At 67.0% G+C, this 20,152-nt stretch carries 20 protein-coding genes; 11 read left to right on the forward strand and 9 right to left on the reverse strand.

From position 1 onward, the window contains the following. The first annotated feature begins 362 nt into the window (after positions 1 to 362). Together LQV16_RS16550 and LQV16_RS16555 are read left to right on the forward strand one after the other, a co-directional pair. Complete coding sequence (locus LQV16_RS16550) at positions 363 to 2,120, forward strand: DEAD/DEAH box helicase (RefSeq protein WP_229994993.1); 1,758 nt, start codon at positions 363 to 365, stop codon at positions 2,118 to 2,120. An 8-nt stretch (positions 2,121 to 2,128) separates the two neighbouring features. Then, positions 2,129 to 3,001 carry a site-specific DNA-methyltransferase gene (locus LQV16_RS16555; RefSeq protein ID WP_229994994.1) on the forward strand — a complete coding sequence of 291 codons (873 nt, stop codon included), beginning with the start codon at positions 2,129 to 2,131 and terminating at the stop codon, positions 2,999 to 3,001. Positions 3,002 to 3,110: 109 nt separating this feature from the next. On the opposite strand, the gene LQV16_RS16560 is transcribed toward LQV16_RS16555, so the two are convergent. After that, a complete protein-coding gene (locus tag LQV16_RS16560; protein ID WP_229994995.1) occupies positions 3,111 to 3,956 on the reverse strand; it encodes a PHP domain-containing protein in 846 nt (281 codons plus the stop codon). A gap of 123 nt (positions 3,957 to 4,079) precedes the next feature. On the opposite strand from LQV16_RS16560, the gene LQV16_RS16565 reads away from it, so the two are divergent. Further along, positions 4,080 to 5,663, forward strand: coding sequence for an aminopeptidase P family protein (locus LQV16_RS16565; RefSeq protein ID WP_229994996.1), 1,584 nt, complete (start codon positions 4,080 to 4,082; stop codon positions 5,661 to 5,663). Positions 5,664 to 5,793: 130 nt separating this feature from the next. Here LQV16_RS16565 and LQV16_RS16570 read toward each other — a convergent pair whose 3' ends face one another. Continuing rightward, positions 5,794 to 6,675: a general stress protein gene (locus LQV16_RS16570; protein WP_229994997.1), complete on the reverse strand. Its 882-nt coding sequence runs from the start codon at positions 6,673 to 6,675 to the stop codon at positions 5,794 to 5,796. A gap of 77 nt (positions 6,676 to 6,752) precedes the next feature. On the opposite strand from LQV16_RS16570, the gene LQV16_RS16575 reads away from it, so the two are divergent. The 3 genes from LQV16_RS16575 to LQV16_RS16585 all read left to right on the forward strand — a co-directional run bounded on the left by LQV16_RS16575 (position 6,753) and on the right by LQV16_RS16585 (position 10,004). After that, positions 6,753 to 8,036 carry a CBS domain-containing protein gene (locus tag LQV16_RS16575; RefSeq protein ID WP_229994998.1) on the forward strand — a complete coding sequence of 428 codons (1,284 nt, stop codon included), beginning with the start codon at positions 6,753 to 6,755 and terminating at the stop codon, positions 8,034 to 8,036. Between the two features lie 67 nt (positions 8,037 to 8,103). Then, positions 8,104 to 8,850, forward strand: a complete 747-nt coding sequence (locus LQV16_RS16580; protein ID WP_229995014.1) for a DUF1003 domain-containing protein — start codon at positions 8,104 to 8,106, stop codon at positions 8,848 to 8,850. Between the two features lie 11 nt (positions 8,851 to 8,861). Next, a complete protein-coding gene (locus LQV16_RS16585; RefSeq protein WP_229994999.1) occupies positions 8,862 to 10,004 on the forward strand; it encodes an Mrp/NBP35 family ATP-binding protein in 1,143 nt (380 codons plus the stop codon). Between the two features lie 83 nt (positions 10,005 to 10,087). On the opposite strand, the gene LQV16_RS16590 is transcribed toward LQV16_RS16585, so the two are convergent. From LQV16_RS16590 to sigE, 3 genes are all read right to left on the reverse strand, one after another. Next, positions 10,088 to 10,486, reverse strand: a complete 399-nt coding sequence (locus LQV16_RS16590) for a Sec-independent protein translocase TatB (protein WP_229995000.1) — start codon at positions 10,484 to 10,486, stop codon at positions 10,088 to 10,090. Positions 10,487 to 10,567: 81 nt separating this feature from the next. Beyond that, on the reverse strand, positions 10,568 to 11,800 hold the full coding sequence (locus LQV16_RS16595; protein ID WP_229995001.1) for a hypothetical protein: 1,233 nt from the start codon (positions 11,798 to 11,800) through the stop codon (positions 10,568 to 10,570). Between the two features lie 116 nt (positions 11,801 to 11,916). Beyond that, positions 11,917 to 12,570: an RNA polymerase sigma factor SigE gene (gene sigE, locus LQV16_RS16600; protein WP_229995002.1), complete on the reverse strand. Its 654-nt coding sequence runs from the start codon at positions 12,568 to 12,570 to the stop codon at positions 11,917 to 11,919. 273 nt (positions 12,571 to 12,843) lie between these two features. On the opposite strand from sigE, the gene LQV16_RS16605 reads away from it, so the two are divergent. Continuing rightward, positions 12,844 to 13,476: an O-methyltransferase gene (locus LQV16_RS16605; RefSeq protein WP_229995003.1), complete on the forward strand. Its 633-nt coding sequence runs from the start codon at positions 12,844 to 12,846 to the stop codon at positions 13,474 to 13,476. A gap of 125 nt (positions 13,477 to 13,601) precedes the next feature. Here the strand turns inward: LQV16_RS16605 and LQV16_RS16610 are convergent, their stop codons facing one another. From LQV16_RS16610 to LQV16_RS16625, 4 genes are all read right to left on the reverse strand, one after another. Next, positions 13,602 to 13,769 (reverse strand): DUF3117 domain-containing protein, encoded by a 168-nt coding sequence (locus LQV16_RS16610; protein WP_079550332.1) that lies wholly within the window; start codon positions 13,767 to 13,769, stop codon positions 13,602 to 13,604. A 268-nt stretch (positions 13,770 to 14,037) separates the two neighbouring features. Further along, positions 14,038 to 15,384 (reverse strand): hypothetical protein, encoded by a 1,347-nt coding sequence (locus tag LQV16_RS16615; protein WP_356815796.1) that lies wholly within the window; start codon positions 15,382 to 15,384, stop codon positions 14,038 to 14,040. Further along, positions 15,381 to 15,737 (reverse strand): DivIVA domain-containing protein, encoded by a 357-nt coding sequence (locus LQV16_RS16620; RefSeq protein ID WP_229995004.1) that lies wholly within the window; start codon positions 15,735 to 15,737, stop codon positions 15,381 to 15,383. Before LQV16_RS16620 ends, LQV16_RS16615 begins: the two co-directional genes overlap by 4 nt. 50 nt (positions 15,738 to 15,787) lie before the next feature. Beyond that, entirely contained in the window at positions 15,788 to 16,672 is an 885-nt protein-coding gene (locus LQV16_RS16625; RefSeq protein ID WP_229995005.1) for a TIGR00730 family Rossman fold protein, read from the reverse strand. Positions 16,673 to 16,869: 197 nt separating this feature from the next. On the opposite strand from LQV16_RS16625, the gene LQV16_RS16630 reads away from it, so the two are divergent. The 4 genes from LQV16_RS16630 (at position 16,870) to LQV16_RS16645 (ending at position 20,151) form a co-directional block, all read left to right on the forward strand. Next, positions 16,870 to 17,625 carry an amino acid ABC transporter ATP-binding protein gene (locus tag LQV16_RS16630; protein ID WP_229995006.1) on the forward strand — a complete coding sequence of 252 codons (756 nt, stop codon included), beginning with the start codon at positions 16,870 to 16,872 and terminating at the stop codon, positions 17,623 to 17,625. Between the two features lie 58 nt (positions 17,626 to 17,683). Beyond that, a complete protein-coding gene (locus LQV16_RS16635; protein ID WP_229995007.1) occupies positions 17,684 to 18,568 on the forward strand; it encodes a glutamate ABC transporter substrate-binding protein in 885 nt (294 codons plus the stop codon). A 99-nt stretch (positions 18,569 to 18,667) separates the two neighbouring features. Continuing rightward, entirely contained in the window at positions 18,668 to 19,318 is a 651-nt protein-coding gene (locus LQV16_RS16640; protein WP_229995008.1) for an amino acid ABC transporter permease, read from the forward strand. Further along, positions 19,315 to 20,151 carry an amino acid ABC transporter permease gene (locus tag LQV16_RS16645; protein ID WP_229995009.1) on the forward strand — a complete coding sequence of 279 codons (837 nt, stop codon included), beginning with the start codon at positions 19,315 to 19,317 and terminating at the stop codon, positions 20,149 to 20,151. Before LQV16_RS16640 ends, LQV16_RS16645 begins: the two co-directional genes overlap by 4 nt. The last annotated feature ends 1 nt before the right edge of the window (position 20,152 follow it).

Consider the following 20,152-nt stretch of genomic DNA (forward strand, 5'->3'; position numbering starts at 1 on the left):
CGCCCACAGACCAACGCCGGTCCAGCCGCCAAACCGCCCCTCCACAACACTTCAGAACGCCCGCCAGACACACGGGGCGAACCTTCACGCCCGGGGCATGCACTTGACACGACCTATAGCCAGCTAGACTGGAGAAGTAGAAATGGATGCCCGGTCGTTGATTTCCATGATTTTCGAATTCAACAAGCCCGCCCCTACGCGATCTTGAGATCCACCCGCTGGTCCCCAGTGCCAGCATTTAGATAGCCCGCGATCGGCTTCCACTGGAAATGCTTGCGCGCCTGAGCGTGCTCCGGAACGGCCACTTCGGCCGGCCCCGTTGAGCAAGCAGCGCAGCCCAAAATGAATAAGGAAACTCCCCTGTGAGTGAATTGCACACGCACCAGCTTCTGACCGATGAGTCCGGCACGGAGACCATCGAGCCCGAAGAAACAATTATCTCGGACGAAAAGCCGCACGAGATTGCCGAAAAGACCTTCGCCGACTTCAACGTCCGCGCGGACATCGTGGAGTCGCTGGCCGACGCCGGCATCACCCACCCGTTCCCGATCCAGGCCATGACGCTGCCGGTCGCACTGGCGGGGCATGACATCATCGGCCAGGCCAAGACCGGCACGGGCAAAACCCTCGGCTTCGGCATCCCGGCGCTGCAGCGCGTCGTCGGCCGTGACGACGCCGGCTTCGACAAGCTGGCCGTGCCGGGCGCCCCGCAGGCCCTGGTGATTGTGCCCACCCGCGAACTCGCCGTCCAGGTGGCCAAGGACCTCGAGAACGCCGCCAAGAAGCGCAACGCCCGCATCGCCACCATTTACGGTGGCCGCGCCTATGAGCCGCAGGTCGAGGCGCTGAAGAACGGCGTCGAAGTTGTTGTCGGCACCCCCGGCCGCCTGATCGACCTCTACAAGCAGAAGCACCTGAGCCTGAAGAACGTCAAGATCGTCATCCTCGACGAGGCCGACGAAATGCTGGATCTCGGGTTCCTGCCGGACGTCGAGACCCTGATCGCCGGTACCCCCGCAGTCCGCCAGACGCTCCTGTTCTCGGCCACCATGCCCGGCCCGGTCATCGCCATGGCCCGCCGCTACATGACCCAGCCGACCCACATCCGCGCCGCGGACCCGGACGACGAAGGCCTGACCAAGCGCGACATCCGCCAGTTGATCTACCGTGCCCACAGCATGGACAAGGTGGAAGTGGTAGCCCGCATCCTGCAGGCCCGCGGACGCGGCCGTACCATCATCTTCACCAAGACCAAGCGCACCGCAGCGAAGGTGGCCGAGGAACTGGTGGACCGCGGTTTCGCCGCCGCCGCCATCCACGGCGACCTCGGCCAGGGCGCCCGCGAACAGGCGCTGCGCGCCTTCCGCAACAACAAGGTGGACGTCCTCGTGGCCACCGACGTCGCCGCCCGCGGCATCGACGTCGACGACGTCACGCACGTGATCAACTACCAGTGCGTCGAGGATGAGAAAATCTACCTGCACCGCGTCGGCCGCACCGGCCGCGCGGGCAACAAGGGCACCGCTGTGACCTTCGTTGACTGGGATGACATGCCGCGCTGGGGGCTCATCAACAAGGCCCTGGGCCTGAGCTACCCCGAGCCCGTGGAGACCTATTCCTCCTCGCCGCACCTGTTCGAGGAACTCGACATCCCTGCGGGCACCAAGGGCCGGCTCCCCCGCGACAAGCGAGTGCTCGCCGGCGTCGACGCGGAGGTCCTCGAGGACCTCGGCGAGACCGGCAAGAAGAACTCGCGCGGCAGCGCAAAGGACGGCGCCCGAGAAAGCAGCCGTACGGGCAGCCGTGACGGCGCCCGCGAGAGCAGCCGCACCGGCGGCCGCGAGGGTGCACGTGAAGGCAGCCGCACCGGCGGCCGCGACTCGCGCCGCAGCGGCGCCGAAGCCGGCGGACGGTCCGGCGACCGCCGTCGCCGTCCCGCCGAGGCCGATACCGTGTCCACCGCCAGCGGACAGGGCCCGGAAACTGCTGCCGCCGCAACGGCGAAGGCCCCCACCGAGGTGGACCGGGCAACCCGTGCCCGGCGCCGGACCCGCACCCGCCGTCGCAACGGCGAGGTAGTGGCCGGCGGCGACGCACAGCCGAGCGGCGCCGAGGCCTAATCCCCTCCATGACTGACACCGTCTGGGCGCCGGACGGCAGCAACCTGGTGGTTCACGCGGATAACGCGGAATACCTCCCCACGCTGCCGGACGGCGCCTTCACACTGATTTACGTGGACCCGCCCTTCAACACCGGCAGGGTCCAGCGGCGCCAGGAAACCAAGATGGTGCTCAACGCCGGCGGCGAGGGTGACCGCGTCGGGTTCAAGGGCCGGTCCTACGACACCATCAAGGGTGCGCTGCATAAGTACGACGACGCGTTCAGCGACTACTGGTCCTTCCTCGAGCCCCGGCTCGTGGAGGCCTGGCGGCTCCTGGCCGACGACGGCACGCTGTACCTGCACCTGGACTACCGCGAGGTGCACTACGCGAAGGTCATGCTGGACGCGATCTTCGGCCGGGAATGCTTCCTGAACGAGATCATCTGGGCGTACGACTACGGTGCGCGGGCCAAGTACCGCTGGCCCACCAAGCACGACAACATCCTTGTCTACGTCAAGAACCCGGCGAAGTACCACTTCGACAGCGCCGAGGTGGACCGTGAGCCATACATGGCGCCCGGACTTGTCACCCCCGCCAAGCGCGAGCTCGGCAAGCTTCCCACGGACGTGTGGTGGCACACGATCGTTTCGCCGACAGGCAAGGAGAAGACCGGCTACCCGACGCAGAAACCGGAGGGGCTCATCCGCCGCGTGGTTGCGGCCTCAAGCCGGCCCGGCGACTGGTGCCTGGACTTCTTCGCCGGTTCCGGCACGCTCGGATCCGTGGCCGCGAAACTCGACCGCAGGTTCGTGTGCGTGGACCAGAACCAGCCGGCCATCGACGTCATGGCCAAGCGCCTGGCCGCGAAGGCGCAGTTCACGTCGTTCCCGACGGCCTGACCCCGCCGCCCGCCTGACCCGCCACTCCGCCCGTTGCGCTATCACTTGTGGCGGCTATTCCGGCCTCTAGGGGCCGCAAAGTGATAGCGCAACGCCGGGTCCCGGGCCTTCAGCGGACCACGGACGAGCCAGTGCCCAGTTCCTCGATCCGGGCAAAGACTTCCGCGGAGGTCAGGTTCTCCCCCAGCAGGTTGGGCTTGCCTGCGCCGTGATAATCGGAAGACCCCGTGACCAGCAGGCCGTATTTTTCGGCGATGCGGCGCAGGAACTTACGGCCTTCCTCGGGATTGTCCCGGTGGTAGATTTCCAGGCCGGCCAGCCCGGCGTCGATCATCTCCCGGTAGGTCTCCTCCCCCACGATCCGCCCGCGGGCAGAGGCGACGGGGTGGGCGAACACCGGGACCCCGCCTGCTGCACGGACGAGTTCGACGGCGAGCGCCGGCTCCGGCGCGTAGTGCTGGACCCAGTAGCGCGATCGTGAGGTGAGGATGGAACCGAAGGCCTCGGCCCGGTCCTCCACCACGCCGGCGGCGACGAGCGCGTCGGCAATGTGCGGGCGGCCCAGGGTGGCGCCGGGCGCGACGTGATGGATCACGTCGTCCCATGTCAGCGGGTAGTCCTCGGACAAAAGGGTGACCATCCGCTGTGCCCTCGTGTGCCGGGCATCCTTTGACTTCGTGATTTCCTCTAGCAGTCCGGGATGCGCGGGGTCGTGGAGGTAGCTGAGCAAGTGGACGCTGATGCCTTCCGCCGTGCGGCACGAGATCTCCATGCCCGGGACCAGGGCGACCCCGGTTTTCCGGGCAGCGGCGGCGGCCTCGGCCCACCCCGCAGTGGAATCGTGATCGGTCAGGGCGATGACATCGAGGCCGGCAGCGGCTGCGGACTCCATGACGTCAGCCGGCGCCTGGGTGCCGTCGGAAACGTTGGAGTGCGCATGCAGGTCAATCCTCACCTCACCAGCCTAGTAGATGGCCGGATCCAAAGCCCCGCCTCCTTCGTGTCAGGGCCCCGCAGCCGCCCTGCAGCGCGAGCGCGCCGTTGGCCTAAGCCGCGGCGCTGGTGAGACTATGGGACGGTGAACGATGCAGATAACACCCTAATCTCCGCTTCCGAGCCCCTCGAAGAGCGCGTCAACAACCGCTCACAGCGGCCCAGCTCCGACGCTTTCAAGGCCTTCATGGCCAGCAACTGGGCGCCGGCCACGCAACAGCTCCCCGAACGGGACGCCGTCGCGGGCCACGCCGCAGCCCGGCGCCGCTCCATCTCAGGCCAGTTCAAAGGTGAACGCCTGGTCATCCCCGCCGGCCCGCTGAAGGTCCGCTCGAACGACTGCGACTACCGCTTCCGGCCGCACTCGGCCTTCGCGCACCTCACCGGCCTCGGCCTGGACCACGAACCGGATGCGGTCCTGATCCTGGAACCGGTGGCGGAGGGCGCGGGCGACGACGGCGGAAACCACCACGCCACCCTGTACTTCCGCCCACTGGCCGGCCGCGACACCGAGCAGTTCTACGCTGATTCGCGCTCCGGGGAGTTCTGGATCGGCGCACGCCCGACCCTGGCCGAGTTCCAGGCGAAGCTCGGACTGGCCACCGCGGACATAGCCGATCTCGAACTCGCCATCACCAAGAACGTCGGTGCGCCCGAAATCGGCGGGATCTCCATCCGGCTGGTCCGCAAGGTTGACGACAACATCGACGCCCTCGTGGACACAGCCCGCTACAACACGGCCAAGGACCCGGACAACCTTGACCTGAGCGTGCTCGACGCCCTGGACGAAAAGCTCACCGAGGCCCTCTCGGAACTGCGCCTCCTCAAGGACGAGTGGGAAATCGAACAGATGAAGACCGCCGTCGCCGCCACCGTGGCAGGCTTCACGGAGGTCGTGAAGGCTCTTCCCCGGGCGCTAACCCACCACCGCGGCGAGCGCGTGGTGGAAGGGGCGTTCTTCGCCCGGGCCCGCGAGGAAGGCAACGAGCTCGGCTACGACACCATTGCCGCTTCCGGCAACAACGCAACCGTGCTGCACTGGACGCGGAACACCGGCAAGGTCAATGCCGGTGAACTGCTGCTGCTGGACGCCGGCGTCGAGGCCGACTCCCTGTACACGGCCGACGTCACCCGCACGCTGCCGGCCAACGGCAAGTTCTCCGAGATCCAGCGCAAGGTCTACGAGGCAGTGCTCGACGCCGCCGACGCCGGCTTTGCCGCTGCCCAGCCGGGCACCAAGTTCCGGGACATCCACACCGCAGCCACCACCGTCCTGGCGGAACGGCTCGCCGAATGGGGCCTCCTGCCCGTCTCCGTGGAGGAAGCCGTCAGCGCCGAGGGCCAGCAGCACCGCCGGTGGATGCCGCACGGCACCAGCCACCACCTCGGCCTCGACGTCCACGACTGCGCCCAGGCGAAGCGGGAACTCTACCTCGACGGCGTGCTCACGCCCGGAATGGTGTTCACGATCGAACCCGGCCTGTACTTCAAGAGTGAAGACATCGGGATCCCCGAGGAATATCGCGGCATCGGCGTCCGGATCGAGGACGACATCCTCATGACGGCCGGCGGCCCCGTCAACCTCAGCGCTGCACTGCCGCGCAAGGCGGACGACGTCGAGTCCTGGATGGCGGGCATCTACCTGGAGGTGGACGGCCAGACGCCGTAAATCAAAAAGGCGTAGCTCCGAAAAAGGCTTAGACCAGAAAAGGGGAGGGTCCCGGACATCCGGGACCCTCCCCTTTTTGCTGCCTGATTTTACTGCCCGAAATCAGTGCCGTCTGGAATCAGTGCCGGAATCAGTGCTGCTGGCCATCCTGGCCCGGGGCGGGCTTGTCGCTGTCCGTGACCCTGACCCCGTACTGCGGGCGGCCGTCCGGAAGGTCCGGATAGGTCACACCTGAGACCCGGCCAGCGGGCCGGGCTGTCTCCTCCGTGGCCGGTGCCGTCTGGGCTGGGCCTGCGGCACCCTCCTGCTCGGGCACACCGCCCTGATACTGTCCGGCTGGCTCGCCGCCGGTCTCCGGAGTCCTCTGGCCGTACGGATCGTTCCAGCCCGCGGGACGCTGGGGCGCATGGCCCTGCTGCCCGGACTGCTGCGGGCTGGGCTGCTGCGGTTCCTGCTGACGGTAGTCGTGCTGCGCGTAGCCGCCGGCCGTTGCACCGGACGCGTCATGCGGCGTCATGGGCAGCTGGTGGAGCAGGCGCCGCGCTTCGCCGGCGGCCTCGAAGGAGACCACGACGTCGTAGTTGGTCGCCACCACCTGGCTCGTCGAGGTGAAGTCACGCTTGCCGCGCTGCATGGCGTAGGTGACGATGCCGAACAGCATGAAGAACGCGGCACCCATCAGCACGGACGTCACAATCGAGAAATAGCCGGGGGTCGTGGAGAAGAAGGACAGCATGACGCCGACGAACAGGCCGAACCACATGCCGCTGAGGGCGCCGGACAGGGCGACGCGGGGGTAGGTCAGCCTGCCAGTCACCCGCTCCACCATCTTCAGTTCGTTGCCCACGATCGACACCATCTGCACGGGGAACTGCTGGTCAGCCAGATAGTCCACCGCCTTCTGGGCATCCAGGTAGGAGTTGTAGGAACCGACGACGTCGCCTCTCGGGACGGCTCGGGCCTCGTCCGAACCGTTGGGGGCACCGGCCCTGGGACCAAAAATGTTTGACATAAGCCCATTCTCACCTATCCGGCTGGTGTGCGGCTGGAAATTCAGCTAAAAGAGAGCAGACTCGGTAGCCTGTAGGAGTGAGCACGAATCTTTCGCGAGTGTTTGTCGCGCGCCTCCTCGGACTGGACGTTTTCGACCCATTGGGCGACCGCCTGGGCCGGCTGCGCGACGTCGTGGTGCTCTCCCGCGGAACCAGGGGCGCCCCGCACGTGGTGGGCATCGTCGTCGAGGTGCCCGGCAAGAAGCGCGTGTTCGTCCCAATGACCCGGATTACGTCCATCGACCAAACCCAGATCATCTGCACCGGTCTGGTCAATCTGCGCCGCTTCGAACAGCGCGGCGCGGAAACCCTCGTGGTGGCGGAAATGTTCGACCGCCGGGTGACCCTCGCGGACGGCAGCGGCGATGCGACCATCGAGGACATCGCCATGGACCGGCACCGCTCCGGCGACTGGTTCGTCAGCAAGCTCTTCGTCCGCCGCGGCCACTCCCTCTCGCCGCTGAGCCGGCTGCGCCGCAACGAAACCATGATCATCGACTGGGCCGATGCACTGCAGGGCGCCAAGACCGAGCCGCAGGCCGCCACCCAGTTCGTGGCCACGCACGAGGACCTCAAGCCGGCCGACTTCGCCGAAGCCCTGCAGGAAATGAGCGACAAGCGCCGCTTCGAGGTTGCCAGCGAACTCCAGGACGAGCGGCTCGCGGACGTCCTGCAGGAGATGCCGGAAGGCGACCAGGTGGAGATCCTCTCCGCCCTGGACGTCAACCGCGCCGCGGACGTCCTCGAGGAAATGGACCCCGACGACGCCGCGGACCTCCTTGCCGAGCTCCCGAGCGCGCAGGCCGAGGAACTCCTGCAGCTGATGGAACCCGAGGGCGCTGAGGACGTCCGCCGCCTGCTCGAATACGACGAGGACACCGCCGGCGGGCTCATGACGCCCGTGCCGGTAATCCTGCCCCCGGAAGCAACGGTCGCCGAGGCACTCGCGCACGTCCGCCGGGAGGAGCTCTCCCCCGCTCTTGCGTCCTCAATCTTCGTCGCCAGGCCACCGCTGGAGACCCCGACGGGACGTTTCCTCGGCGTCGTCCATATCCAGCAGCTCCTGCGCTTTCCGCCGCCGGAACCGCTGGGGAACCTGGTGGACAAGAACCTGGAACCGGTTTCCGACCAGGCCCACATCAGCGAGGTCGCCCGCACGCTGGCAACGTACAACCTCAACTCACTCCCCGTTGTCAACGAGGACGGACGGCTTGTGGGGGCGGTGACTGTTGACGACGTGCTTGATCATCTGTTGCCGGACGACTGGCGCGCCCACGATGACGACGCCCCGATAAGGAAGCTTGGAGGCCGCATTGGCTGATCCCACAGCACCACGGACCTCCAATGTCCGTCCTGGCAACAGGACAACCGGCGGCCTCGACACGCCCCTGAGCGGCCGGCAGCGGATCCTGCCCAATTTCCGTCCCGACCCGGACGCCTTCGGCCATGCCACGGAAGGGTTCGCCCGTTTCATGGGCACGCCCCAGTTCCTGATGTACATGACCGTGTTCTGCCTCTTCTGGCTGGGCTGGAACACGTGGGCTCCGGAGGAATGGCAGTTCGACTCACGGGCACTCGGCTTCACGCTGCTGACCCTCATGCTGTCCCTGCAGGCCTCCTACGCCGCCCCGCTGCTGCTGCTCGCGCAGAACCGCCAGGACGACCGGGACAAGGTCTCGCTCCAGCAGGACCGCCAGCGGGCCGAACGCAACCTCTCCGACACCGAATACCTGACCCGGGAACTTGCCTCCCTGCGCATCGCGCTGCGCGAGGTCGCCACCCGCGACTACGTCCGCGCCGAGCTGCGCAGCCTGCTGGAGGACATGCTGGAGGCCCAGGAGGAACTGCGCAACCACGATCCTTCCGCCGGCGTCCACGAGACCCCGCGGGATAAGGTCAAGGAGAAGATGAAGGAGCGGCGCGACAAGCAGCGGAGCCCCCGGACCCAGCAGATCCCGCGCGTTAAGGCGGGCGGCAAGCGGGATGACCCGGCGAAGGAGCCTGCCGGGGACAAACCGGGGAACCCTTCCGAGGGCAAGCGGGAGAAGCCGCCGCAGGGCAAGCCGGAGAACCTTTCGGAGGCCATTTCCGACCCCGTCCGCCAGCCCGCACACCGCACCATCCCCGAAAGCTGAGCATCGCCCGCATGAGCACCCCGCTGGACCGCACGTCCCTGGACCAGGCCGTGCACGGCGCACTCGCCACCGTGATCGACCCTGAACTCCGCCGCCCCATCACCGAGCTCGGCATGGTGGAGTCCGTGGAGATCACCGACGGCGGCCGCGTGCGGATCGTGGTACTTCTGACCATCGCGGGCTGCCCGTTACGCGGCACCATCACAGCCGACACCGAGGCGGCCCTGTCCGCCGTCCCGGGCGTCACCGGCGTCGAGGTGGACTTGAAAGTCATGACGCAGGAGCAGCGCGACGCGCTCAAGGAGCGGCTGCGCGGCGCCGGCGGCCAGCGCGGCATCCCGTTCAACGCGCCCGGCTCGCTGACCCGGGTGTACGCAGTCGCAAGCGGCAAGGGCGGCGTGGGCAAGTCTTCGGTGACAGTCAACCTGGCGTGCGCCTTGGCTGCCCAGGGCCTCCGTGTCGGGATCGTGGACGCGGATGTCTACGGCTTCTCCGTTCCGGGACTGATGGGCATCACGCAGGCCCCCACGCGGGTGGACGATATGATCCTGCCGCCGGTTGCCTACGGGGTCAAGGTGATCTCCATCGGCATGTTCGTCACCGGGAACCAGCCCGTGGCTTGGCGCGGCCCGATGCTGCACCGGGCGCTCGAGCAATTCCTCACGGACGTCTACTTCGGCGACCTCGACGCCCTCTTCCTGGACCTGCCCCCGGGCACCGGTGACATCGCGATTTCCGTCGCCCAACTGCTGCCCAAGGCACAGATCCTCGTCGTGACCACGCCGCAGGCGGCCGCCGCGGATGTTGCCGAGCGGGCCGGCGCGATCGCGACCCAGACGGGCCAGACCGTGGCCGGCGTCGTGGAAAACATGTCATACCTGGAAATGCCCGACGGCGGCAGGATGGAACTGTTCGGCAGCGGCGGCGGCGCCGTGCTCGCCGAGCGCCTCTCGGCCACCGTAGGTGAGGACGTGCCCCTGCTGGGCCAGATTCCCCTCGAAGTCCTGCTGCGTGAAGGAGGGGATTCCGGGGTGCCGCTGGTGCTGGGCCGTCCGGAGACGCCTGCGGCCGTGGCCCTGGCGGGAATCGCCGGCAAGCTGGCGTCCGTTCCCCGCGGACTCAAGGGTATGCCGCTGGGCCTGCAGCCCCGCTGACGGCGCCCGCTGGTGGCTGCTGCCGCCCGGGCCCGGCGTCGTGGCTGGACCCCGCCATCAGGGCACAGGCGCCTCTGGGGGTCCTAGGTCGCCTCTGAGTCGAAGGGTGCCGGTTCGCCCTCGGGCAGCCGCTCGATAACCCGCGCCGGACGGCGCTCTGCGACCGCCGTCGCGGCGGCGGCGGCCGCGGACACCGTGGTGGGGGCTCCCGTGCTCACCGGCTTGGTGTCGTCGTCCAGGAGCGCTTCCTTGATGATCCTGCGGGGATCGTACTGCCGGGGATCGTACTTCTTCCAGTCGACCTCATCGATGTCGATGCCGACTTCTTCCTTGATCTGTTCCCGCGCACCGGACGCCATCCGGCGCACTTCCTTGACGATATTGGCAAGTTTCTGGGTGTATTCGGGCAGCCTGCTGGGACCAATCACCAGAAGGCCGATGATCAGCAGAAGTAAGAACTCCGGTCCATTGATTCCAAGCACTTTAGGAAGATTACCCTCTCGTTCGGGCTGGCGACGACTTCGCGAAGGCCGAATGCCGACCATGTCCGGCCCGTCCCTGCCTCACGGGGCCAGGTGCTCCAGGATTCGGCTCAGTCCACGCTCGATCCGCTCCGGAATTCCGTTCCGTGATGCCTGCACCGCAGTGCCGCTGCTGACCCGGGTGAGCGCGGCGACGCCGTCGTCGGCCTGCTCGGCCGGCAGGTCCGAAATGTACGTGTACGTAGCCGCGGAGGTCTGGTAGATGGCCCGGTAGGGCGGGGCCGGGTTGACCCAGAGGGTGCCATTTCCGGTTTCGGGTACGGCCGACGGCGTGCCGGCCTCGGCCGGGGTGAAGCCGTCCGCCACGGCGGCGTGTCCGGTCAGCACGTTAATGGGTGAAACTTCGCCCCGGGCGGGTGCGGGCGCCGTACCCGGGCCCCGGGTCGCAGCGTGCTGTTCGAGGACCGTGGCATAGTGCCGGCCGTCCGTGAGGCGAAGCTCCAGGACCTCGTTGCCGGCGATTGCGCCGGCGCGGGCCCAGATGAGGTGGAATCCGAGGTCATGCAGCTCCGGACATGTCCATCCCTGCGAGCGGAACGCGGCAAGCTGCACGGTGCTCAGCGTCCCGCCGGGGGTGAAGTCGGGCTCACCGCCCAGGCCGAACGCAACACGGGGCTCAGTTCCCTCTGCCCCAGGGACGCCAGGGCTGCCCGATCCGCCGGCGTCGAACAGCTCCCCCGCACCGAGCGGTTCACCGCTGGCGGGCAGCCCGGCGATGTCCGGGTTCGCGAGGGCGGAAGCCCCCGCGCCGTCGGCGGGGACTGCGTCGTCGCCTCCCATGACGTACGCGGTTCCGGTCATGAGCGCCAAGGCGGCGACGGCTCCTCCGACTGCCAGCACTGGCAGGCGGGAGCCGCGGCGGCGTTCGCCCTGTGAGCGGGGGGCGGCGCTACCGGCTGCCGTTCCGGCGGTCGCTGCCCGCTCCGGCACGGAGTATTCTGCGGGGAACTGCCCTGAGGGCCACCGAGGGGCGCCGCCCTGTTCCGTCGCCGCCGTGTCCGCGGGGTCTGTCCGTTCCGCGTCTGCCCGTTCCGGCGCTGCCCGTTCCAGGGCCGTCTGTTCCGCGTCTGTCCGTTCCGGCTCCGCTGGGGCTTTCCGTTCTGCCGCCGCGCGTTCCGCGGCCAACTGCCCGGTCCGGGCCAGGAGCCGCGCGGTCAGGTCCTCGCTGGCCTCGGGCACGGCGGCGCCGCGGAGCTTCTCGAGGTACTGGCGCTCGCGCTGTTGCCGGGCACGGCATTCGGCGCACGATTCCACATGATCATGGCGGCCGGCGGCCCATTTCGTAGCGCCGATCCTGGCACGGCCGGTCCTGCCCCAGAACCCGCAGCCAGAGCCTCCCAGTAAACGTCTCAGCAAACCCATTGACAGGTTCAGAGGAGGCCGGCGATGCGCGGCATCTTGAGCCGCGGCTTGAGGGACTGCTTGGCCGTCTGCGCCGGACGCGGGTCGCGGTGCGCGAGCTTTTCACGCAGCATGGTCCGGCCGCGGTGAATCCGGGACCGGACGGTCCCGAGTTTGATGTCCAGCGCGGCGGCGACCTCGTCGTAGGACAACCCCTCGAGGTCGCACAGCACGACGGCGGCGCGGAAGTCCGGCGGAAGTTCCTCGAGCGCCGCCTGAACATCGACGTCGAGGTTGTTGAATTCGAAGCTTTGCTCCGGCCCGGGCTCCCGGCCCGGCAGCCGCGACTCGGCGTCATCGGCCAGGGCGTCAAAGCGGATCCTGCTCTTGCGCCGCGCCTGGTCCAGGAACAGGTTGGTGGTGATCCGGTGCAGCCAGCCGTCCAGCGTGCCCGGCTTGAAGTTCTCCAGCGAACGGAAGACGCGGACAAACACCTCCTGGGTGAGGTCCTCGGCGTCGTACTTGTTTCCGGTCAGCCGGTACGCAAGGCGGTAGACCTTGGCGGAGTGGTTCGTCACCACTTCCTCCCAGGTCGGCCGGACCCATTCGGCTTCCGCCGCGGTCCGTGACTGGCCGGTTGAATCAGTTGCCTCAGTTGCCGGGACAGGTGCCAGAATCGACATCGTCCGCTCCCCTCATGGATGGTACCTACGCCTGAATTGTGCCTGCTCGCACAGGTTCCTGCACCCTTCATTCGACGCCGATCACCACGCGGATGAGCGGATACCCATCATTTCAAAATAAGCTGGGAATTTCCTGATCCATCGCGGTCTTCCGCCGAAGGCAGAACTGCTCCCCTCCTGCCGGGGCCACGGTGCTGGCGCCTCCCTGTCCCGTCCCGCCGGACACAGTACGCTGTAGTGAACACTCCCCTGCCGCCCAGAAAGCGATATCCCATGAGCGCCGATAAGTCCACGAGCTGGTCCTACGCAGAAGATCTGCCTGCCGAGGATGAGGTCCTGTTGCACGCGCGCGAACGGTCTTTCGAGCTTGGCGTGACCCCGATCGGTCCCGGCGTGGGCGCCGTGCTGACTGTGCTGGCGGCGGCGTCCAAGGCACAGACCGCGGTGGAGATCGGCACCGGCGCGGGAGTGTCCGGCGTGTGCATCCTGCGCGGGCTGGGCCCGCAGGCTGTCCTGACCACCATCGACGTCGACGTCGAACACCTCAAGGCCGCCCGCGAAGCGTTCCAGGAAGCAGGCAGCCCCGCCAACCGCACCCGCACCATTTCGGGCCGGGCCGGCGATGTCCTGCCCCGCCTTACGGACGGGGCCTACGACCTTGTGTTCATCGACGCCGACAAACCGAGCTACCCCAGTTACGTGGAACAGGCCGTGCGGCTGCTCAAGTCCGGCGGCCTGCTGATCGTCAACGATGCCCTCGACAAGGACCGCGTCGCGAATCCGGCCGCCCGGGAAGCCACCACGGTGGTGCTGCGCCAGATCGGCAAGTCCATCCGCGACGACGACCGCCTTGCCTCCGCGATGCTGCCCACCGGCGACGGCCTGCTGATCGCCGTCAAGAAGTAGCAGCCCAAGAAACAGCAGCCAAAGAGTCGCCGCCACGACGCAGAGGTCAAGCGCAGACAGAAAAGGGCGGGGTCCGCAGCCTGTTGGCCGGGACCCCGCCCTTTTGCGAAGCTCTTGGCGTGACGCTATTCGGTGACGCCGACGAGGCATTCCTTGAGGTTTGTCGCCTCAGCGGCATTGAGTTCGACTACAAGCCGCCCCCCGCCTTCGAGCGGAACACGCATGATCAGGCTTCGTCCCTCTTTCGTCACTTCCATTGGGCCGTCGCCGGTGCGTGGTTTCATTGCCGCCATAAGGAATATCCCCTCCATTAGTCCCTGACATACCAGCCCGGCCGGGCTGCGTCCGCTTGGCCAATCAAGCCGCCCGGCAGCCCTCCAGGCCGCCGTGACAGGCAAACTCACAAATAGATCGCTTCCGAATACTCAGTCTGCTTTTATTCAGTGTGCTTCTGTCCTTGCTTACCCTCTATTATCGCGTAACAATGCGCACGTAGCTAATCGTTGGACTTTCCAGCGCGTCCCGCCACGCCGGTCCGGCACCGCGAAATGGTGCTGTGCGTCACGGCGGATAGTCCCCTCCGCCCGGCAGCTGCGCCCACGCCCACAGCCACACAATCCACACGATCTGCAACAGCACGAACATGACCACCACGGCACCGCGGTAGGCGCGGGAACGCGAGAGAAGGGCGGCGCTGAGGGCGAGCGGGAACAGCGGCAGCAGCATCCTGAACGTGCTGGTCTGGGGGTGCAGGAAGACCAGCAGGTACCCCATGTAGCAGCAGCACCAGAGCCTCAGTTCAGTGCCAAGGGCGGCCACGGGCCGGGACATCATCAACAGGGTGAACGCGGCAACGAACACGAAGGGTGCCAGCACGCCGAGCGTCGGCCCGAACAGCATGATGCCGGCGTCGAACCACGGCTTGAACGGCACCAGGTCATCGCCGCGCCATGCGGTTTCGGTCTTGGTGTAGGCGCCCGGATCGCCGGTCGCGGCCCAGGCGATGGCCGGCCACAGCAGCGCGCCAATGCCGCTGACGGCGGTGAGGCCGGCCAGGGACCAGAGCTCCGGGTTGCTGGGGACGGCAACGCCGTCCGGGCGCTGCGTTGTGAGACCCTGCGCAGTGGGGCCCTGCGTGGCGAAGCCCTGCGCAGTGAGGCGTGGCGCCGCGAGGCGCTGCCAGAAGCGGTAGAGCAACAACAGCCCCAGCATCACGGCAAATGGAACCCCGGTTGGCCGGGAAAGGCACATCAGGACCACGACGGGCATGGCCCACAGGTACCGGCGCTCCATGACGAGCAGCAGCGCGGCGCCTAGCAGCAGCAGGTTGAGGGATTCGGCGTAAGGCACCTGCAGGACCGGCGCCACCGGGAAAGTCGCCAGGAACACGGTCCCCCAGAGCGCTGAGCGGTGCGTGGCCCGGTGCCGGAAAATCCTGTACGCCACGAGGGCTGCGCCTATCCCGGAGACCAGGGCAATGGCCGTCAGCGACCACGCCGGACCCGTGCCTGTGAGCCCGGAAACCACCCGGCCCAGCACGGGAAACAGGGGGTAGAAGGCCCACGTGTTCTCCTGGACGGTGCCGGCGTCGTCGGTCGGCAGAAGCGCCGGATACCCTGCCTGGAGCGCTTCGGCATACCAGCGGGCGTCCCAGATATTGATGAAGTTCCAATAGTCGGGCTTGGCGGGAAACCACGGATTCACGCCCTGGTGCAGGGCGGCAGCCATGAAGATGCAGGCGCTGACCAGCCGGGCGGCGATGTACAGGCCGGCGACCTGCACCCACCACGGCCACCGCGCCATACGGGCGCCCGCGGCCGCGATGCGGCTCCACAGCGCCGCGTTCAATCCCTGCGGTTTCAGGGCCTCAGGCTCGGCGACAGTCTCCGGGTCTTCCACGTGGCTCACGGACGCTCTTCGGTCGGCGGACGGAGGCGTTCCAGTTCCTCCCCGAGGGCCTCGATCTTCTGGTCCTTGGCGATGATCTGGTCCCGCAGATCATCGAGGACCTGATCCACCTGGTCCATCCGGTACCCGCGGAGTCCGACGGCGAAGCGCAGACGGTCGATGTCCGCCGCGGCCGCGCTCTCGGGGAGCAGCACCGGCGGCAGGGAGGCGACCGGCTCGTCGAAACCGTCGTCAAAGGAATCGCCGGCACCGCCGTCCCGGTGTCGGCGGAAGATTTTCGGCGCCAGGCCGGTGCCCAGGAGGACGGCGACGCCGATCAGCACAATCGCCAGGAAGACCAGGAAGAGACTCACTAGACCATCGTGCCAGACGCCGGCGGCCGGACGGGTCAGCCCCGCGTTCCTTAGCCGTTTCCCTTGGTGCTCACGGTGCCGCCGCCGTTGGTGGAGCCGCTGTTCGGGTTCCGGTGTCGGGCGGCGCCCTCCACGACCAGCTCGACGGCCAGCGCGGGGTCATCCACCACCTGCACGAGGTCCAGGTCTTCGGCCGAAACCATCCCCTCCGCGACCAGTGTGTCCCGGACCCACGCGAGCATAGGGCTCCAGAAAGCGGTTCCCAGCAGCACGATCGGGAAGGAGGTGACCTTGCGGGTTTGGACCAGGACCATGGCTTCGAAGAGCTCATCCAGGGTGCCGAGGCCGCCGGGGAGCACGATGAAGCCCTGGGCATACTTGACGAACATGGTCTTGCGGGCGAAGAAGTACCGGAAGTTGATGCCCAGGTCCACCCACTGGTTCATGCCCTGCTCGAAGGGCAGTTCGATCCCGAGTCCCACGGAGACGCCATTGCCCTGCACGGCGCCCTTGTTCGCGGCCTCCATCGACCCGGGTCCGCCGCCCGTGATCACGGCCAGTCCGGCCTCGGCCAACCGGCGTCCGACCTCGACGCCGAGCTCGTAGTTCCGGCTCCCCGGCACGGTGCGGGCGGAGCCGAAGACGCTGACCGCCGGGCCGAGATCGGCCAAGGCGCCGAATCCTTCCACGAACTCACTCTGGATCCGCAGGACGCGCCAGGGGTCGGTGTGGATGAACTGGCCCGGCCCCTTGGTGTCCAGCAAGGTCTGATCGGACATCGTGACCTTCGCGGCCTTGCGGCGCAGCTCAAGCGGGCCCTTGTGGCGGATACCGTTGGGCGCCGGGGTGGTGCGGGCCTCGCGGGCCGGCTTTCCGGCGGGCTGCTGTTCTGCGTTTTGCTTGGGGCCGTGCTGCGGATCGGTACTCATGCCCATAGGCTAGCGCGGAACTGGGCCGACGCCGCGTCGGCGCGTCGACGCGGGAGCGGCCGCAGGCGGCCGCCGGGGACCGGGGCGGGAGCCCGGCGGCGGCCCCTCAGGGGACGCTGACGTGCAGGTATCTCTTGAATCACGATCTGCACTAAACAGAGTGATTGCGGTCATATTGCGTCAATCTTCGCTAGATTCGTTCTATGACTACTCAAGTGCCCGGCGATGCTCTCGTCTCCCTGAAGGCCGTGAACAAGCATTACGGCCAGTTGCACGTCCTGAAGGACATCAACCTGAACGTCCGCAAGGGTGAGGTTGTTGTTGTTATCGGCCCGTCGGGTTCCGGCAAGTCGACGCTCTGCCGAGCCATCAACCGCCTCGAGACCATCGACGACGGCGACATCAAGATCGATGGCAAGGAACTGCCCGCGGAGGGCAAGGAACTGGCGAAGCTGCGCGCCGACGTCGGCATGGTCTTCCAGTCCTTCAACCTGTTCGCCCACAAGACCATCCTGGAAAACATCACCCTCGGCCCCATCAAGGTCAAGGGCGTCCCCAAGGGCGAGGCCGACAAGGACGCCATGGCACTGCTGGAGCGCGTCGGCGTCGGGCAGCAGGCCCCCAAGCTTCCGGCCCAGCTCTCCGGTGGCCAGCAGCAGCGTGTGGCCATCGCCCGCGCCCTGGCCATGAAGCCAAAGGTGATGCTCTTCGATGAGCCCACCTCGGCCCTCGACCCGGAAATGATCAACGAGGTCCTGGACGTCATGGTCCAGCTCGCCAAGGAAGGCATGACCATGATCGTGGTCACCCACGAGATGGGCTTCGCCCGCAAGGCGGCCGACCGCGTCGTGTTTATGGCCGACGGCCAGATCGTCGAGGACGCGACCCCGGAGGAGTTCTTCAACAACCCCAAGAGCAACCGGGCCAAGGATTTCCTGTCCAAGCTGCTGACACACTGACCGACTACGAGTTCGCACCCTGGCCGCCGGACGGCGGCCGCCCAATGAAAGGAATGTCATGAAGGCATTTTTGACCCGAAGGAAATCCCTTCTGGTTGCCGCTTCCGCAGCACTGGCGCTCAGCCTGAGCGCCTGTGGCGGCAGCTCCTCCACGACCACCAACCCGCCCGTAGCCGAGAAGCCGAGCTTTGCCGCCGATTCCACCATGGCCAAGCTTGCATCCGCGGGCAAGATCACCATCGGTACCAAGTTCGACCAGCCGCTCTTCGGCCAGAAGGGCCTTGACGGCAAGCCGATCGGCTTCGACGTCGAAATCGGCAAGCTGGTGGCCGCCAAGCTGGGCATCCCCGCCGACAAGATCGAGTGGGTTGAAACTGTCTCCGCCAACCGCGAGCAATTCATCAAGCAGGGCAAGGTGGACATGATCGTCGCCACCTACACCATCAACGACAAGCGCAAGGCCGAAGTCGACTTCGGCGGACCGTATTACGAGGCCGGACAGGCCCTCATGGTGAACAAGGACAACAATTCCATCACCAAGCCCGAGGACGTCAAGGGCAAGAACGTCTGCTCCGTGACCGGTTCCACCCCGGCCTCGACGATCGTCGAGAAGTACGGAGCAGTGCTGGTGCCGGCCGCAACGTACTCCGCCTGCCTGGAGCCGCTGCGGAACAAGCAGGTTGAAGCGGTCACCACCGACAACGTCATCCTTGCCGGTTTCGTGTCCAAGGAACCGGACGCCTTCAAGCTGGCATCGGATCAGACCTTCACCAAGGAGCCGTACGGCATTGGCCTGAAGAAGGACGACACCGCGTTCCGCATGTGGATCAATGACCAGCTGGAGGCCTTCGACAAGGACGGGTCCTACAAGAAGGCCTGGGAGGACACCGCCGGTACCGTCATCAAGACCGCGCCCGCGCTTCCCACGATCGACCGCTACTAGTCGGCTGTGGCGGTTGCCGGGCCTGCGGATCCATCGCAGCCCGGCGGCCGCCACTCCCGTCTTTCGCCTGGAATCCCCTCAACGCAGCTGAAGGAACTTATGGACGTCATCATTGAAAACCTCCCCCAGTATTGGGACGGTTTTCTCCGAACCCTCTTCTTGTCCGTGGTCTCGGGAATTATCGCCTTGGTCTTCGGCACCGTACTGGCGGCCGCCCGCGTCTCGCCCGTCGCCGCGCTGCGCGGCTTCAGCATGACGTACGTCGAGATCGTCCGGAACACGCCGCTGACCATCGCGTTCTTCTTCGCGGCGGTGGTTCTGCCCCGCCTCGGCGTCACGTTCCAACAGTTCGAGGTCGCCGCCATCATCGCCCTGAGCGCCTACACCTCGGCCTTCATCGCCGAGGCCGTGCGCTCCGGCGTCAACAGTGTCCCGGTGGGCCAGGCGGAGGCCGCCCGCAGCATCGGTATGAACTTCAGCCAGGTGCTCTCCCTGATCATCCTGCCGCAGGCCCTGCGCACCGTGATCCCGCCGCTGATCAACATTCTGATCGCCCTGGTCAAGAACTCCTCTGTGGCCGGCGCGTTCTATGTGCTGGAACTCTTCGGCCAGGGCAAGCAGCTGGCCAACGCCAACGGCGACGCCGTGATGTGGGTTCTGGTCGGCGTCGCATTCTTCTACCTGCTGATAACCATCCCGCTGGGCTACCTCGCCAGCGTCGTTGAACGAAAGGTGGCGATCGCACGATGAGCTCTGTTCTCTATGACGTCCCCGGCCCCAAAGCCCGTCGGATTTCGCTGATCGGTTCCATCATCGGCGTGATCGTGATCGGCGGCCTGCTCGTCCTGGCAGTCATGACCCTCGCCCAGCAGGGAATCTTCGACCCCAAACGCTGGGCGGTCTTCCAGCTCCCCGAGGTCTGGGCCCTGATCGCCGCCGGCATCGGCGCCACGCTCGCCGCCGCGGCGGTGGCGGCCGTGATTGCCTTCCCGCTGGGCCTGCTCCTGTGCCTGCTGCGCATCTCGGACAACGCCTGGGTCAGGGTGCCCACCCGGATCGTGCTGGAATTCCTGCGCGGCATGCCCGTGGTGCTCATGATGCTGTTCGTGCTGCTCGTCTTTGCCACCAGCTCATTCATCGCCGTGGTCGCCGGCCTGGTCCTTTACAACTCGGCGATTTTCGCCGAGATCATCCGTGCCGGCGTCCAGTCGCTGCCCAAGGGCCAGCGTGAGGCCGGCCTGGCGATCGGCCTCACCAGTTTCCAGTGCCGGCTGACCATCGAGCTGCCGCAGGCCATTCGGCGCATGCTGCCCTCGCTGGTCGCGCAGCTCGTGGTGCTGCTGAAGGACACCTCGCTCGGCTACATCGTCGCCTACGGCGAGCTGCTCCGGGCCGTGCAGGTCATGGCCGACTTCCTGGGCCCGCAGTACTTGTTCCCGGTGTTCTTCGTGGCCGCGGCCATTTACATCGCGATCGACCTGGCGGTCTCCCGCCTGGCCATCTGGCTCGAACGCCGCGGCTCCAAGCGGGCCGCCGGCGGCGTGGCGCACGTGCCGGTCGCCGGGATCCCTGCGGCCAAGTAAA

Origin of the sequence: Arthrobacter sp. Bi26, assembly GCF_918697925.1 — a bacterium.
Taxonomy (GTDB): domain Bacteria; phylum Actinomycetota; class Actinomycetes; order Actinomycetales; family Micrococcaceae; genus Arthrobacter.